Raw genomic sequence first — 14,412 nt, 5'->3', positions numbered from 1 at the left:
CCCCCTATTCACCGGTCGGCACGGGGCGCGGCGCAGGGAAGGTGCCGTCGATGATCGTCTCGTCCGGACCGTAATTGCGCAGCACCATCCAGAACGGGCCGTCGGGCGCGGGCAGCCAGTTGCTTTCCTTGTCCTTGCCGGGCGATTCATGCTGGAAATACAGCGTCAGCGAACCGTCGGCATTGGTCTTGATGCCCTTCGTCCGGTTCGAGATCGAATAACGGTCGATCGGATTGGCGACGAGCCAGCGTTGGGGCACCTTATACATGGTGAATGACCAGAAATAGTCGACCGGCGGCGTCTCTCCCTTGGGGAAGGTGATCGTGTAATTATGTTTGCTGCCGTCCAGCGGTTCGCCACTGGCGTCGATCGGGATCTGCAAATACATCGCCTGCTGGCTGACATTACCGAATATGCCCAGATAGGTGCCCAGCGCGCGGTTCAGATAGTCGGTGCCCTGCGTGGCGCGGCTGCCAAAGATCTTGCCCGAATCGAGCTTGGGATTGGTGCCCCATTCGTCGAATTCTGCAATCGCGTCCTGCACGCCCTGTGCCACGGCATCGCGGATCGCGGGGTCCAGCGTTTCGGGGTTCCAGTCCTTGCCGGCCTCGACACCCAGCGCGGACAACTTGGCCATTGCATCGGCATCGTCCGGATTGGGTGCGATAAAGGGCAGCATAAAGGCGACGTAGTCCCAGTATTTCTCGGTCTTTTCATCCCCTTCGGTCCATTCGGGCCACTCCACTGCCGGTGCCGGCGCAGGCGGTTCCGTTCCCAGAAATGCGCTGAGCGGCTGGAGCTTGTATTGCTGTTGAATCTTGCGGACGGCCGGCATGTCCTGCGGCCCGCCCAGCAATTGGGTGCGGGTAATCGTGCCCAGCAGCGTGCTTTCGCCGCGGATCACACGATTGATCCCGTCGGGCAATTCGCCGTTCCAGTCGGGGCCCGCCAGCAGATAGTTGCCGCCTCCGTTGCCATCGAGCACCGAACCGGGGTTGTCGATGACATAACCCCAGCTGTCGTCCCACTGGCTGGTGTAATACCGGTCCTTGTCGATGGCAGGCATGGTCAGCACCCATGGCTCTGCCCGCACATCGACCCATGCATAGGAATAGGGCGTGTCGTTATTGGGGGTGACGATATCGGTATCGTCAGGGGTGGACGTGCCAAGGTGCAACCACTGGCCGAATGCCATACCCGGCTTGATCGCCTGATTATACATCGTCCGGTAATAGAGGGCGAGCGGGTAGGTGAAGACATAGCTGTCATGCGCATATTGCCGCGCCTGCTCTGCGGTCAGTTCGGACGGAGATGCCGCGATCGAAGTCTCGGCCTGATCGGCCTGTCCGCACCCTGCAAGACAAAGGGCTGCTACCGCAATCATAGTCGCACGCATTTTCGAACGCTCCTGTAATTATCCCCCTCACCGGCTTTATGGAACTATCAGGTTCAGCCTTCGGGGTTTCCTGCAACACTCTCTCAACATGCCGGAACGGGCTATGCAGATAATGCCAAACTGCCTTCCGCCTCCATCCGCGGGGCCGCGGCGCTCAGGCTTGCGCGGGTTTGGGAGGGCAATTCGCCGAACAGTTGGCGATACCAACCCGAAAACCGCCCCAATTCGCTGATTCCCCAGCGATTGGCGATAATGGTGATGGTGCAAAGCGCCTCGGCATCATTGGCGATTTCATAGCGGATGCGATTGAGCCGCAGCTTGCGGATATAGCTTTGCGGCGTTTCGTCGAGCACGTAGTGGAACGCGCGGTAAAGCGTACGATGCGATGCCCCCGCCTCTCGCGCAATCGCGGCGATGGACAGCGGTTCGTCGAGATTGGCGATGATATAGTCCAGCGCGCGCGCGACCAGCCTGCCATAGCCGACATGCAGCGATGCGGGAGGGATCGCGCGCGGTTCGCGGGCCAGCATATCGATGATCGCCTCCAGCATGCCGCGACCGTTAAAGCCTTCGGCCCCCGAAGCATCCGCGCGCCCGCTGTGCAGGAGTGCAAAATCGTGCTGCATGGAGTTCAGGCAATCCAGCGGGATCGATCGTGGGCTGATGCCCGTCGCGCCAAGCTGCGAGTTATCCATCACCAGACCCATCTCGGCCGCGATCCCCTCCAGCCGGTCGGCAGGCAGTGTGGCGCAGGCATAGACCGAGCCGGGAGTATAAACGGCATGATGGGCATCGCCGCCCAGAAACACACCGATCCCGCCGCTTTCCACTTCGCGGAACCAGTGCCGCGATCCCGGAGCCAGCACGACGCCGACGCCCAATGTCACCATGGTTTCCGAAAGCGCGCCCGACAGCACTACATCGCCGTCGATGCGTCCGCTGCTGTAAGTTATGTCGTCATGGCTGGCAAAGGCAAGACTGCCCCGCATCCGCCCGCGCGACAACTGGATCGCCTCCAGACCGGCACCCAAAACGGCATCCTGCAAATGTTCAATGCTGTCGATGGACGCGCGCGCCCAAGTCGACGTAACCATCCCACCCTGCGCGTTACTGTCCCAAGAACCCATACCACCATCCCGCTGCCAGCGGCGGCAAGGCTAGGTCCCTATCCGCTGCTTGCGCATCGGGAATAACCCTGAGCGGTTTGGGCAAAACCTACACCGCGCGCGAAAAACCGCTGCGAGTGCTTGGCGTATGTTTCGGCAGAGGATGGGCGCGAGATACCATCAAGCATTATTGATCGTTGGCGCCGCCCTCGCTCTTGTTCATCTTCAAATCGATGAAGCCATCCGCGACACTCTGAAAGCTGTCGCCCGACCCTTGCGCCGCGATTCATCAAGCAGCTCGCGAGCGTCTGCTGGCTTACTTTAACCCATGCTCCAATTGACAGCCGCTTCTCCTTACCATTGAAGCGATACGTCAGGTGCCAAAGCATCGAACCGCTCGACATGATTTCCAGATAAACACCCTTTTCGTCCGTCTATCGGTATCTGGATGCCTCAGGCGAAAAGGCGCGAATCTCTGCGGCAGTCAGGGGATTTGGGCGCATTTATTCAATGCAATTGGTGCAATGCCCCCAGATTGTCTGGATTTTGGGGGCATCGCCAGAAACATTGCGAACCGTCGGGATACATTACATCACCCGAAACCCGCAGAAATTCAAGCTTTAGGGGGTATTCAGAGACAGGATAATGGTGCGCTTACAGGACCGTGATTGAGGACCGTTGCCATGCCGTGGGCGACGATGCGCAAGCGTTGTCGCCAGCGGCTTGACTACACGCTGCGTTGATCGTCGATCCATCGATGTTCGCAGTTTTGGCAGGAACGGTTTGGCGCATTGATTTCCTGCATGCAGCCTCCGAGGATGACTTCACCGCGTTTGGCTCGTTTGATGAGGCCCTGACTGGGATAGCCGTAGATAATCGGCACGCCCGCTTTCGTTTCGCATTCAGGGCAGTCGAAGCGCTTGCGGTTCATGCGGACCAGACTAGTGAAGCGTGGGATTATCGATCTCATCGTCGAGGAAGGTTTCCATGCCGTCTTCCTCAACGGCTTGCTCGAAGGCTGCGAACGCTTCCTCATCGGTATCGAAGGGATCGTCCCAGACCGATGAGGTGCCATGGATGTTCACCACTTCCAGCGCCCACTGCGTTTCGTGTTCGAGGCGATAGATGTGGACCTCGACGCTGATGTCATCGCGCGTGATGGCGCAGGACAGGGGCGAGGTGATGATGTTGGGCTCACGATCTGGCATGACAGGCTCCTCAACGAGAAGGCAGATATAGCCGCAGTTTATCGGACGGTCATGCAGCAATGGCTTCCTCGGCCATGCGAGTCTTGATGCGATGGACAGTGCCGACGCCGACCTTGAGCTTGCGGGCGGTCTCATTGATGGAAGTGCCAGATTTGAGTTGCCGCTCGATCTTGGCGACCTTCTGCGGATCGAGTGCGGGACGGCCTCCTTTCTTCGAGGATCGCGCCAACCCCGCCATGATGCGGCTGCGGATCATCTCGCGTTCGAAGTCGGCGAAGACGCTGAGCATCCCGAACATTGCGCGCCCGCTTGGCGTGGAGGTATCGAGCGCCTGCTGGTGCAGGTAGAGATCGACATTCTTAGCGTTGATCTCGTTGAGGAAGGACACAAGGTCTTGGAGTGAGCGTCCCAGACGATCCACGGCCCAGCTTGCGACCAGATCGATCTCACGACGAGCCACCGCCTTCATGAGCGCATCGTATCCGGGACGCTTGTCGCGACCTTTGGCCCCTGAGATTCCGTGGTCCTCATACTCGGCGACGATCTCCCAACCGTTCTTCTCAGCGACGGCGAGAAGCTCGCGGCGCTGGTTCTCGGTCGTCTGATTGTCGGTTGAGACGCGGGTATAGAGGGCGATGCGCTTGGTCATTCCAGAAGACTCTCACAGTTCTGGAATGCGTCAAGTAGTTCTTTTAGTTCGATATTTTCTCGATCCTACGGTAGATCGGCGGTCCCAGCAGGAGAGATGTATGGCCGAAGAGATTATCCGCGATAAACATCACATGATCATCGGCTACATCGAGACGACGCAATCGCAATTGATCGGACGCGACAAACAGCGACGGATCGTCGGCTAGGGGAAATTGATCGCCCACCGCGCGATCCCAGCAGTGTCGCGATCAGAATGCTTGGTGTTCATGGCGCGGAACAACTCGCTGATGACCTCAGCAGTGTTGTCCGCTCCCCCGGCGCTCATCCGCTCAACCGTCTGCGTGAACCCCGAGGTGATCGGGAAAATATCTGTATCTTCGGCAAAGAAGCAGAAGATCAGCCGCGCCATGAAATGGTTCATGTCGGTGCGGCGTTCGGCACTCGCCCATTGCGGGTTGTCTTGGAGCAGCGTGACATAGAGACGGTTCAACCGACTGGTCGCGCGGATGTCGAACGAGCTTTCGCGAATCTGCTCGACCGTGGTGATGCCCGCGAGAGGTAGGAAGAAGCCAAAATGGTCGGGAAAATCGGCGTAGTCGCAGGCAACGGTTTCACCGCTGGTCAGGTCTTCGGCCTGAAACTCCTCACCATCAGTAGCGAGGATGAACTTAGCCTTGTTGCTGGCAGTCTTCGGGCTGTCCCTCAGGGCGCTGAGCGTCTGCCCGACCGCACCGCTTGAGCAGGTTGCGATGTGGATGTTGCTGCGTTGAAGCACGCCGTCCATCAGATCGGACTGGTTCGTATTGCCCTTTCTCAGCCGATCAATCGTGGTCTTTTTATTTCCGAACGCCGCGAGGAACTGAAATGGAAAGTCGGCTCGGTCAAACGGCTCGGAGGCGAGTTGGGTGACGGCTTCTTCGATCTCGACGGGGTTCATGCGGCAATGGATAGGAAGAGAAAGACTAACCGCCAAGCCTGTGCGAAGGTTATTCAAGCAGATATTCTAGCCCGTCCTATTCATGAGGCTACCGCTTCGTGTTGTTCGGACGGCGATGTGGCGGTGCCTGATTGATCAAGGCGCACGCCTCCACCGGCGTTTTTCACCGCGGCAGGAGCAATGGGCTTTTCGAGGTTGATGGACTGGGGCTCAGGGGTTCGGCGGCACCGCCGCTCTTGCTATGTGGGCGCTGGTCGCAGACTGGTGGTGATGGCCTTGAACACACCGGCATCCGGGCAAGCCGAAGCGAAGGCGACGCGGATACGCGTGGCGGTTTCGATGACGCGGGCAGCGACCTTGAGCAGGCGCAGGCGCAGCGTGGCGAACTCGGCGGTGGCGAGTGCGGTGGCTCTTGGGATTTCCTGCTGGATTCGCCACAGGAGCCAGTATGCGGCGGTGTGCAGGATGAGGCGCATCTGGTTGGCGCCCGCCGAGCGGCACGAGGTGCGATCGCTGGCGAGCTGGCTCTTGTGGCGCTTGATCAGGTTCTCGGCCTGACCGCGGGCGCAGTACAGCGTGTCGTAGATGTGCTCGGCCGAGCCTTCGGTCAGCGAGGTGACGACATAGCGAATGTCCATGCCCAGCGTGCTGGCCTCAATCCGGGCGACAACGCGGCGCTGGCATTTCCAGCTTTTGGCGCCGTAGCGGGTCTCGGCATAGCCTCGCAGGACCGGATATTGGCGCTGAGCCCGTTTAACCGCGCAGGCATCGGCGGCAACGACGATTTCGGGATCAGCACGCAGCGCGGCGTTGGTTGGCAGGCCGAACACGTAATCGACGCCGGCCGCCTCGCACAAGGCCATGACCTCGGGCCGGCCATAGTGCCCGTCGCCGCGGATGGTGATGTGCGTCTCAGGCCAGTGCCGACGCAGATGGCGCATCAGGCGCCGGATGTGGCCGGCAGCTTCGGCGCCCGACGGTGTCTTGCCGGTGCGCAGCAGCATTGCCACCGGCCGACCGGTGGCGGTGTCGTAGACATGAATCGGCAGGAAGCAGCGCTCCCCGTGATGACCGTTCCAGAACGAGAGTTGCTGATAGCCGTGCACGACATCACAGGTGTCATCGATATCCAGCGTCACCGCCGCCGGCGCGGCGGGATAGCTGGCGCAGTAGATGTCGATCATCGCGGCCATCATCCTGGCCAACTCGCGCGTAGTCGGCGCATTTTCCCACCGGCTCATGGTCGGTTGGCTCGCAAGCCCCACGCCCGATCCCGGCAGCTTGCCCAGCGCCAGGCGGAAGCCCGGATCGTCGCGCAGAGCGTCGAGATCATCGGCGTCCTCATAGCCACAGCTGATCGCAAAGATGCGGGCGCGCAGGATATCGTCGAGGTGATGCACCACTCTGCCCGGGTCACGCGGATCGGAAATGCAGGCTGCAAGCCGCTGGCAGATCCCCATCGCTCGTTCGGCCTGTGCCAGCAGCAACACGCCGCCATCCGAGGTAAGCCGGCCGCCGTCGAAAGCGGCTGTGACTTTCTTGCGGCCGACTGCTGGGAATCCAAATGCGCTTGCGATATCGTTGTTCATGCGGGGGTGACCTGTGGCATTTTCTGCCCTGCGGCAGGTTCGGCTTAGACACCCAGTTCCTAATTCAGATCAGAGGCTTAGGCCACTCCCGCTAACCCTTTAGGACCGGTTTGGTGAATACGACGGGCTAGATTTGCGAATCAAGGGGGGCTCGCACGTGCCTACAAAAGATGAGTTCGATGCCGAATTGCGCGCACGGTTTCGTCGAGCCCGCGAACGGGGAGCGGATAGCGTTGAGGTGAACTCGGGGGAAATGCATCGCGCGCTCGGCGGCTATCCGAGCCAGAAACACCAGATGCCAACATGCTGTGGTGTGATGCACAGCCACCTGAAAAGCGAAGATGAGATTATCTCCTCGCCGAAGAGTGGGAAGGGTGCGTCGCTGACCATTCGATACCGACTACCTCGGTGAGGTAGCCCACCGATGGTTCAAACTTCGCGGAATGCTTTAGGCTTTTCTATAGGGAGGCCGTGGCGGGAACCCGGCACCGCGATGATCACCACCGCTTATCGCGAAGACGGCACTGCCGTGGATGTCGATGAGGCAGAAAGTGGGGGCGGAGACGGACTCATTTGCGATTGCGGCGTGCCAGTAGTCGCGAAGAAGGGTCCAGAACGCGATTGGCATTTCGCACACCAAGCGGGCTTGAAAAGCTGTCGGATTGCCATCGATGGTCAGATGAGACGGTTCCTCGAAAACGCTGCTCTCGATTTTCGGATTGAACTCCCACCAAAGGATAATCGGCGGGGCATGGTGGATGCGATTGTCGTGGAATCCGTAGTGCGCGCGGGACTGATCGTTTTGCTGCTTTACGATCAAGCAGATCGAAAGCTGCTCGTCGTGGTGGAGGTGAAAAAATCAGGAGCGCGGGAAATGCGGGAACTCATTGGGCGTTCGACGCTATCGGCGATCTTCGTTTCACTAGTCTGCCACAGGACCAAGTCTGATGAAGAATTGAGGAACGCGTTTTGCCGGTCAGCCTCTCGCGAATGGTGGCGATGGAAACCCGAACTGCTAACGCCTCTGTCTCCCAAAATTGACGAAAATGGGATGTTGCTCCCACCACTGACGGAGGAGGCGCTGCTTGAGAAAATATTTAGAACGGCGCAGCGCTGAGCCTCAGGCTTTCGCAGTGACGCCAAGTTCAGCGAACGCGGCCTCAACCTCAGGCTTGATCGTCCACTGATTTTCCTCAGACCAGTCCGCCAGAATCCCGGAGTAGAAATCGGTCTCCCGAGCCTCTGACTTCGGTGCAGGCCAAAGATAGATGGCTCGGTTGAAGCACATGGTGCCGAAGTGCATGTGCCACGACTGCCCACCCCAGCCACACTTTCGCGACAATTCGGTCGAACTCGAATTGGGGTTCTCGATCAGGGCACGGACAATCTTCTCCTCGGTCTCTGTCATCGGCTGCGTCGTAAATGCCTCGACAACCCGTGCGCTGACTTCCATTCCGCTTAGCCGATCTACCAGTTGCCGATGTTCGGCCTCGGCCACTTCATCCAGTTCGGCGACAACCTTTGCGGCGGCGGCTTGTTGAACCGTCGAGCCTTTCTCAATGAGGTTTTGCGCATTCGCTCGGACCCGATCACGCTCTTGCTGAGACATGGCAGGGAGGGACGCGATAATCTTGTCAACGTTCAACGGCCAACTCCTGCCTCGTCGATCCAAGCTTGATATTCCGCTTCGTGCGAGCCTTCATAATTCTCCATATCGGGCTTGGTCAGCCAGCCTCGATTGGGTGGTATATAGCTGTAAATATGGCGAACGGGTTGCTCATACCAACTGATGTTGAACGCTGCGAGTTTGGGGTAAAATGTGATGCCGCCGTTGTGGGGCATATTGTCATGAAGCCACCAAGCCAGCGCCTGCCAGTGGCCTGTCTTTTCGTAATAGGACAGGAAGCTGTGAACCACGATGCAGGCCGTCGCGCCCATGCAGTCATCGGCGTCACGCACATCCCAGATATGGCCCGCATAGTTGGCTTCGTTTCGGGCGCAGTTGTGCTTGCCGATACCGGCCTCATTCACAGCGCAGGATCGGAAAGCAGAGCGGATCGAGATGCGACCAAGCTTCGCCCAAATCGGTTCAAGCAAGTCCTCGCATAGGCGTGTTCCAGCGGCGATGGCCAAGTCGGGATCGTCGGGGATATTCGGTATGCCATAATGATTGGCAATCTCCGAATAGAGCATATCGCGCATGAAGAAGTTCTCGGACAACCTGACCCGTCCAAGGTCTTCCAAAGCAGAGACTGATCCGGGTCTTCGCATGACGAATCCTACAAGTGATTGACTCGGTAAGGCGTATCATGCCGAATTGCCGAATGAAGCAGCAATTCTCTCGTTCGCAACTTGAGACTGTCAACGGCGGCGTAAAAGTCGTCCATTGGGCGGAGCAAAACCAGGCCACTTGATCCGGGTGTTGGCGAGCGCCGGGAGGGCGTAGCCCGAGCGGGGGTCGCCAACACCCGGATTGCCGTTTCTGTCAGGGGTTGGGACGTGCTTTGCGTGCCTGGCTCTGGGCCAGGCGATAGCTCTCGCCGTTCATCTCGAGGATGCTGACGTGGTGGGTGAGCCGGTCGAGGAGCGCGCCTGTCAGGCGCTCGGAACCGAACGTCTCGGTCCATTCGTCGAACGGCAGGTTGCTGGTGATCAGCGTCGAGCCGCGTTCGTAGCGCTGTGAGATCAGCTCGAACAGCAGTTCCGCGCCGGTTTTGGAGAGGGGCACGAACCCCAGCTCATCGATGATGAGAAGCTTATAGCCGGTCATCTGCTTGTGTAAGCGCAGTAGGCGGCGTTCGTCGCGTGCCTCCATCATCTCGCTGACCAGCGCGGAAGCAGTGATGAACCCGACCGTCAGGCCCTTCTGGCAGGCCGCCAGGCCAAGACCGATCGCGACATGGGTCTTGCCGGTCCCCGACGGGCCAAGGGCGATGACGTTCTCGCGACGGGTAATCCAGTCACAACGCGCCAGTTCGAGCACCTGCATCTTGTTGAGCTTCGGAATGGCGGCAAAGTCGAAGCTGTCGAGGCTCTTGGCGGCCGGGAACCGCGCGGCCTTGATCCGGCGCTCGACCATCCGGCGTTCCCGGTCGATCAGTTCCAGTTCGACAAGCCGAGCAAGGTAGCGGACATGATCTACGCCCTCTGCTGCGCATTGCCGGGCCAGCTTGTCATGCTCGCGCAGGAAGGTTGGCAGCTTGAGCGTCTTGAGGTGGCTGGCGAGCAGCAGTTCGGGAGCTTGGCTGCTCATGCCGCTGCTCCGCCGGTCAACAGCCGCATGTACGAGCGCGCCGATGTTGTCTCCACTCTGGCCCTGGGCAGGTAGGGATAGATCGCCATGTCCAGTCGGGGCGGGCGGCGCTCCACCCGGCATAACAGGAGATGCTTCACCGCATCGAAGCCGATCGCGCCCATATCAAGGGCCTGCTTCACCGCGCCATGCAGATCGGCCAGAGCGAAGCTCTCCAGCAGGCGCAGTACCTGCACATATTCGCGCCGGCCATGCTTGCCCATGCGCGTCTCCATCAGCCGGCGCAGCGTTGTAAATACCTCGGGCAGGTCCCAGCCCTGCAATGGTGCGGCCTGATCGAGGGCATTGATCTTCTGTTCGATCAGGGGAAGGTAATGGATCGGATCGAAGATCACATCCTCGCGCTCGTAGCTGCGCACATGGCGGGCAATGATCTCGCCCCGGCAACCGATCACCACCTCGTCGACATAGCCCCTGATCCACACCTCCTGGTGGCCGAAGCGCACCGGCACCGAGTAATCGTTGGTCCGGTAACGCACCAGCGCCTGCGATGAGACCTGGCCGCTGGTCTGGTCACAGGCCTCGAAGGGGGAAGCCGGCAGTTCCTGCATCGCCGCCAGATCGCGCCGCAGCCTCTCGCCAATCGTCTCACTCTCGCCCCGCAGCCGGTCGTTCTGCCGTTTGCGGCATTGCTCCTCGAGCCACAGGTTGAACGCCTCCCATGTCGGGAACCGGGGGATCGGCACCATGAAGTTGCGCCGGCAATAGCCGACAAGGCCTTCAACGCCGCCCTTATCGTTACCCTTGCCGGGGCGGCCGTAACGATCACGGATCAGGTAGTGCGACAGGAAGGCGCTGAACAGCCTCGCGCGCAGCCGCGTCCCGTCAGGCAGGATCTTCGAGACCAGGCAGCGGTCGTTGTCGTAGACGATCGACAGCGGCACCGCGCCGAAGAACGCAAAGGCGTGGACATGGCCGTCCATCCAGGCCTCGGCAACGGCAGCCGGATAGGCGCGTACGTAGCAGGCGTCGCTGTGCGGCAGATCGAGCACGAAGAAGTGCGCCTTCTGCTCCACCCCGCCGATCTCGACCAGAGCTTCTCCAAAATCTGCCTGCCCATGGCCGGGTGCGTGTGCCAGCGGCACGAACATCTCCCGGCTGCGCTGATCCCGATCCCGGATGTAATCCTTGATGATCGTGTAGCCTCCGGTGAAGCCATGCTCTTCGCGAAGGCGATCGAACACACGCTTCGCCGTATGGCGCTGCTTGCGCGGGACCGACCGGTCCCCATCCAGCCAGCCGTCGATGATCGGTATGAACGCTTCCAGCTTCGGTCGCCGCACCGGGGCGCTGCGACGGTAACCGGGCGGCTCGGAATACGACAGCATCTTGCGGACCGTGTCGCGCGATATGTTGAAATGCTTCGCTGCCGCCCGGGCGCTCATGCCGCCCGCGCAGGCAAGACGAACCTTCAGGTAAAGTTCCACGGTGTAAATCCCTCATCCCTCCTCGCCAGCATCGCGAAAAGGGAAAAAGTGGACGACTTTTACGCCGCCCGCAGCAGCACTTCGCCGCCGCTACCGTGGTCTAATTTTGCACCGCCGTTCTCAAAAGGAGGCCGTCCCGCACTCGATCCGCAGAAGGTCGCCAAGATCGAGCGGCAACTCAAATCTGGCACTTCCATCAATGAGACCGCCCGCAAGCTCAAGGTCGGCGTCGGCACTGTCCATCGCATCAAGACTCGCATGGCCGAGGAAGCCATTGCTGCATGACCGTCCGATAAACTGCGGCTATATCTGCCTTCTCGTTGAGGAGCCTGTCATGCCAGATCGTGAGCCCAACATCATCACCTCGCCCCTGTCCTGCGCCATCACGCGCGATGACATCAGCGTCGAGGTCCACATCTATCGCCTCGAACACGAAACGCAGTGGGCGCTGGAAGTGGTGAACATCCATGGCACCTCATCGGTCTGGGACGATCCCTTCGATACCGATGAGGAAGCGTTCGCAGCCTTCGAGCAAGCCGTTGAGGAAGACGGCATGGAAACCTTCCTCGACGATGAGATCGATAATCCCACGCTTCACTAGTCTGGTCCGCATGAACCGCAAGCGCTTCGACTGCCCTGAATGCGAAACGAAAGCGGGCGTGCCGATTATCTACGGCTATCCCAGTCAGGGCCTCATCAAACGAGCCAAACGCGGTGAAGTCATCCTCGGAGGCTGCATGCAGGAAATCAATGCGCCAAACCGTTCCTGCCAAAACTGCGAACATCGATGGATCGACGATCAACGCAGCGTGTAGTCAAGCCGCTGGCGACAACGCTTGCGCATCGTCGCCCACGGCATGGCAACGGTCCTCAATCACGGTCCTGTAAGCGGACTCAAACTCACCACCACTGAATTGTCAGGATAAATCCCGCCATGACTGATCCTCATGACATCGATCCCGTTTCGAGTCCTGTAAGCGGCACCAGTTTTCCTAAAATCGTTGAAAAACAGCCTCTTGAGCAGGCTCCGTGCGACGATTGTAGCACAATGGTGTCGCACACAAGCCGCCCTGATCGTGCCTTAAAGCATTCAAAACAATCAAGAATCGCCTCTTCAAACTGTAGCACAGGTGTGTCGCACAGAAGGCATGTCTATCTTCGCCTGATCAAAGGCGAAGATGGGTCAAATCCAGCGCTGGGTATTCCACGTTCGCTATCGCATCGAAAAGCAATTGCGTGCTGAAACCCTTCCCATAGGTGTCAGCGACTGATGCCCCTCCCGAACCGAGTGGGGAAGTCCAACCACCCATGGCCAACACGATCTCCCGTTCGACCTTGGCTTCGCGCAGAGCGTCCCTGAATGAGTGGCGGAAACTGTGAAAGCAGGTTCGTTCATCCGCAGCATTGCAAGAGAGAAGGAAGCGGGCGAACCATTTCGAAAATCTGCTGGAATAATGCCCGTATCCATCGAGACTCAATTCAGGGAACAGCCTCGTGTCGCCAGCACGACGCCGCTCATCTACATACTGGGGCAATCCCATCCGAATGAGTTCAGGATGCAGCGGGACCAATCTCTCACTGGCGACGGTTTTGAGGTGCTTGTCGCCTGCTTCCCCTCGTCCAACGACAAAGCAAAGGATGCCTTCGACCTTTCGAACATCGGCAGTGTGGAGTTGGCAAATCTCGTTTTGCCGCATCCCCGACCATAGAGCGATTAGCGGAATCCAAAATCGTGCACGTCGAGGTTTTGCGTCGCCCGCGCATGCGAAACCAGCGCCATCATCTCGACAACCGCGATATATCGGCGCGTTGAAGATGCGTCGAAGCTGAACGGTCGAGAATGGCTTCCGTTTATCGCGACGAGCAACGAGGTCTGCAATGCGCAGACCCTTGGCTGGATTGCGGGTGATCTTCTCTTCTTTGACCGCCCAATTGAACAGCGTTGAGAGCTTATTCATATACTCGTTCACATTGGCTGGACTCATGGCTGGAATACCTTCCGCGCGAGCCTTTGCGGCCAATTCCCGCAAGGTGAGATCGGGCCACCTTTTGGAAGCGTTGGACGGCAGGGTTTGCAGCACTCCAAGTGCTTCGCGACACATCTCTCGCGTTATCGAAGCTGCGGGAATGTCGGTCTCGAAGATGCTCGCGAAGGCGGCGTAGGTCGTCCGATAGATCGCCTTGCTTTTCGCTGTGCGACTGGAAGTCGGGTCATCGAGATACTGGTTGGCGATATCCGAAAAGGTTTGTGGGGGAACGAGACGCTGCTCTTCTCGCTTGATCGACCCTGCCCGCGATTGCCTCTGCGGTATCTCGGACGGATCAAAGACATGCTGATCTCGAACAGCGTCAAATCGCTTTTCGATTTCGTAAGCGAGCATCCGCACACAGCGTATCGCCTCGGTGAACGAAGCCGTCCGCAACGAACGATTTATGTGCGTCGAGCCGATTCTCGAACGCAGATCGGCAGGAACGCGGACGCGATACTGATAGATGGCACCACGACGCCATAGCCCGACATGCCTTCTGTGCGACACACCTGTGCTACAGTTTGAAGAGGCGATTCTTGATTGTTTTGAATGCTTTAAGGCACGATCAGGGCGGCTTGTGTGCGACACCATTGTGCTACAATCGTCGCACGGAGCCTGCTCAAGAGGCTGTTTTTCAACGATTTTAGGAAAACTGGTGCCGCTTACAGGACTCGAACCTGTGGCCCCCGCATTACGAAATCAAATCAGGGCTTAAAGATAAGCTAGGGTTTTCAAGGGTGTTGTCATCCATTTTC

The 14,412-nt window shown here is 59.0% G+C and carries 16 protein-coding genes and 1 pseudogene; 4 read left to right on the top strand and 13 right to left on the bottom strand.

Annotated features, from left to right (window positions below):
- Positions 1 to 4: 4 nt before the first annotated feature.
- The 8 genes and pseudogenes from LOZ77_RS15140 to LOZ77_RS15110 all read right to left on the bottom strand — a co-directional run bounded on the left by LOZ77_RS15140 (position 5) and on the right by LOZ77_RS15110 (position 6,887).
- Entirely contained in the window at positions 5 to 1,396 is a 1,392-nt protein-coding gene (locus tag LOZ77_RS15140) for a DUF1254 domain-containing protein (protein ID WP_230279808.1), read from the bottom strand.
- Positions 1,397 to 1,497: 101 nt separating this feature from the next.
- Positions 1,498 to 2,490, bottom strand: a complete 993-nt coding sequence (locus LOZ77_RS15135; protein WP_230279807.1) for an AraC family transcriptional regulator — start codon at positions 2,488 to 2,490, stop codon at positions 1,498 to 1,500.
- 71 nt (positions 2,491 to 2,561) lie between these two features.
- Positions 2,562 to 2,921 (bottom strand): annotated as a pseudogene (locus tag LOZ77_RS17970) (Arm DNA-binding domain-containing protein); the annotation flags it as partial.
- A 308-nt stretch (positions 2,922 to 3,229) separates the two neighbouring features.
- Positions 3,230 to 3,433 (bottom strand): hypothetical protein, encoded by a 204-nt coding sequence (locus tag LOZ77_RS15130; protein WP_230279798.1) that lies wholly within the window; start codon positions 3,431 to 3,433, stop codon positions 3,230 to 3,232.
- A 10-nt stretch (positions 3,434 to 3,443) separates the two neighbouring features.
- A complete protein-coding gene (locus LOZ77_RS15125; RefSeq protein ID WP_230279799.1) occupies positions 3,444 to 3,710 on the bottom strand; it encodes a hypothetical protein in 267 nt (88 codons plus the stop codon).
- 49 nt (positions 3,711 to 3,759) lie between these two features.
- On the bottom strand, positions 3,760 to 4,359 hold the full coding sequence (locus LOZ77_RS15120) for a recombinase family protein (RefSeq protein WP_230279806.1): 600 nt from the start codon (positions 4,357 to 4,359) through the stop codon (positions 3,760 to 3,762).
- A 204-nt stretch (positions 4,360 to 4,563) separates the two neighbouring features.
- Positions 4,564 to 5,298 (bottom strand): type IIL restriction-modification enzyme MmeI, encoded by a 735-nt coding sequence (locus tag LOZ77_RS15115; RefSeq protein ID WP_230279805.1) that lies wholly within the window; start codon positions 5,296 to 5,298, stop codon positions 4,564 to 4,566.
- A 239-nt stretch (positions 5,299 to 5,537) separates the two neighbouring features.
- A complete protein-coding gene (locus tag LOZ77_RS15110) occupies positions 5,538 to 6,887 on the bottom strand; it encodes an IS1380 family transposase (protein WP_230279804.1) in 1,350 nt (449 codons plus the stop codon).
- A 493-nt stretch (positions 6,888 to 7,380) separates the two neighbouring features.
- Here LOZ77_RS15110 and LOZ77_RS15105 point away from each other — a divergent pair, with 493 nt between their 5' ends.
- Positions 7,381 to 8,004: a competence protein CoiA family protein gene (locus LOZ77_RS15105; RefSeq protein ID WP_230279803.1), complete on the top strand. Its 624-nt coding sequence runs from the start codon at positions 7,381 to 7,383 to the stop codon at positions 8,002 to 8,004.
- Between the two features lie 3 nt (positions 8,005 to 8,007).
- Here LOZ77_RS15105 and LOZ77_RS15100 read toward each other — a convergent pair whose 3' ends face one another.
- From LOZ77_RS15100 to istA, 4 genes are all read right to left on the bottom strand, one after another.
- A complete protein-coding gene (locus LOZ77_RS15100; RefSeq protein ID WP_230279802.1) occupies positions 8,008 to 8,532 on the bottom strand; it encodes a hypothetical protein in 525 nt (174 codons plus the stop codon).
- Positions 8,529 to 9,089 (bottom strand): hypothetical protein, encoded by a 561-nt coding sequence (locus LOZ77_RS15095; protein ID WP_230279801.1) that lies wholly within the window; start codon positions 9,087 to 9,089, stop codon positions 8,529 to 8,531. Before LOZ77_RS15095 ends, LOZ77_RS15100 begins: the two co-directional genes overlap by 4 nt.
- A 283-nt stretch (positions 9,090 to 9,372) precedes the next feature.
- Positions 9,373 to 10,140, bottom strand: a complete 768-nt coding sequence (gene istB / locus LOZ77_RS15090) for an IS21-like element helper ATPase IstB (RefSeq protein WP_048578302.1) — start codon at positions 10,138 to 10,140, stop codon at positions 9,373 to 9,375.
- Positions 10,137 to 11,627, bottom strand: coding sequence for an IS21 family transposase (gene istA, locus LOZ77_RS15085; RefSeq protein ID WP_081261070.1), 1,491 nt, complete (start codon positions 11,625 to 11,627; stop codon positions 10,137 to 10,139). The genes istB and istA overlap by 4 nt, the downstream gene beginning before the upstream one ends.
- Before the next feature lie 48 nt (positions 11,628 to 11,675).
- On the opposite strand from istA, the gene LOZ77_RS15080 reads away from it, so the two are divergent.
- Genes LOZ77_RS15080 through LOZ77_RS15070 form a run of 3 tightly spaced genes read left to right on the top strand, consistent with a single transcriptional unit; the run spans position 11,676 to position 12,442 of the window.
- Positions 11,676 to 11,912, top strand: coding sequence for a hypothetical protein (locus LOZ77_RS15080; protein ID WP_230279800.1), 237 nt, complete (start codon positions 11,676 to 11,678; stop codon positions 11,910 to 11,912).
- Between the two features lie 49 nt (positions 11,913 to 11,961).
- Positions 11,962 to 12,228, top strand: a complete 267-nt coding sequence (locus LOZ77_RS15075; protein WP_230279799.1) for a hypothetical protein — start codon at positions 11,962 to 11,964, stop codon at positions 12,226 to 12,228.
- Between the two features lie 10 nt (positions 12,229 to 12,238).
- Positions 12,239 to 12,442 carry a hypothetical protein gene (locus LOZ77_RS15070; protein WP_230279798.1) on the top strand — a complete coding sequence of 68 codons (204 nt, stop codon included), beginning with the start codon at positions 12,239 to 12,241 and terminating at the stop codon, positions 12,440 to 12,442.
- A 351-nt stretch (positions 12,443 to 12,793) separates the two neighbouring features.
- Here LOZ77_RS15070 and LOZ77_RS15065 read toward each other — a convergent pair whose 3' ends face one another.
- Positions 12,794 to 14,248 carry a DUF6538 domain-containing protein gene (locus tag LOZ77_RS15065; protein ID WP_370638021.1) on the bottom strand — a complete coding sequence of 485 codons (1,455 nt, stop codon included), beginning with the start codon at positions 14,246 to 14,248 and terminating at the stop codon, positions 12,794 to 12,796.
- Positions 14,249 to 14,412: the final 164 nt, after the last annotated feature.

This window comes from Croceicoccus sp. Ery15 (assembly GCF_020985305.1).
GTDB lineage: Bacteria > Pseudomonadota > Alphaproteobacteria > Sphingomonadales > Sphingomonadaceae > Croceicoccus.
Note: the sequence above shows the minus strand (reverse complement) of the source record. Positions and strands in the feature narration are given on the sequence as shown.